Origin of the sequence: Streptococcus sp. C300, from assembly GCF_000187645.1 — a bacterium.
GTDB classification, from domain to species: Bacteria; Bacillota; Bacilli; order Lactobacillales; family Streptococcaceae; genus Streptococcus; species Streptococcus oralis_CQ.
In genome coordinates this window covers 1-521 of record NZ_GL732468.1, presented here as the reverse complement: position 1 = coordinate 521, position 521 = coordinate 1, and the positions used below count along the sequence as shown (strand labels likewise).

At 44.9% G+C, this 521-nt stretch carries 1 protein-coding gene; it reads left to right on the top strand.

The window, feature by feature from the left end:
- The coding region (locus HMPREF0849_RS06350) for a SpaA isopeptide-forming pilin-related protein (protein WP_000962478.1) at positions 1–521 on the top strand (521 nt) is incomplete at both ends.

Sequence of the window (521 nt, the reverse complement as noted above, 5' to 3'; positions counted from 1 at the left end):
CAGCCGTAGAAAGCTGGACTTCAGAAGCTGGTAAGTCTAAAGACTTGAACTTGGCACCAGGTACTTATACTTTCCATGAGGAAGCCGCTCCAACCGGCTACCTCAAAGTAACAGATATTACTTTCAAAGTGAAAACTGACGGAACAGTAGAAGTAACCAATGTCGGCGAGAAAGACTCTAAGGGTGAAGACAACAAGGTCGTAACCAACGGCTCAACTGTTACAGTAACGGATAAAGACGATGATAGTCCAAAAGCCATTACTTTCAGTAAAGTTAACCTTGGTGGAACAGAAATCGCAGGTGCTCAAATCAAGATCTTCAAGGGCGATAAGGCAGAAGGCACAGCCGTAGAAAGCTGGACTTCAGAAGCTGGTAAGTCTAAAGATCTCAACTTGGCGCCAGGTACTTACACCTTCCATGAGGAAGCAGCTCCAACTGGTTACCTCAAAGTAACGGACATCACTTTCCAAGTCAAACATGATGGCACAGTGGAAGTGACAAATGTTGGTGAGAAAGACTCT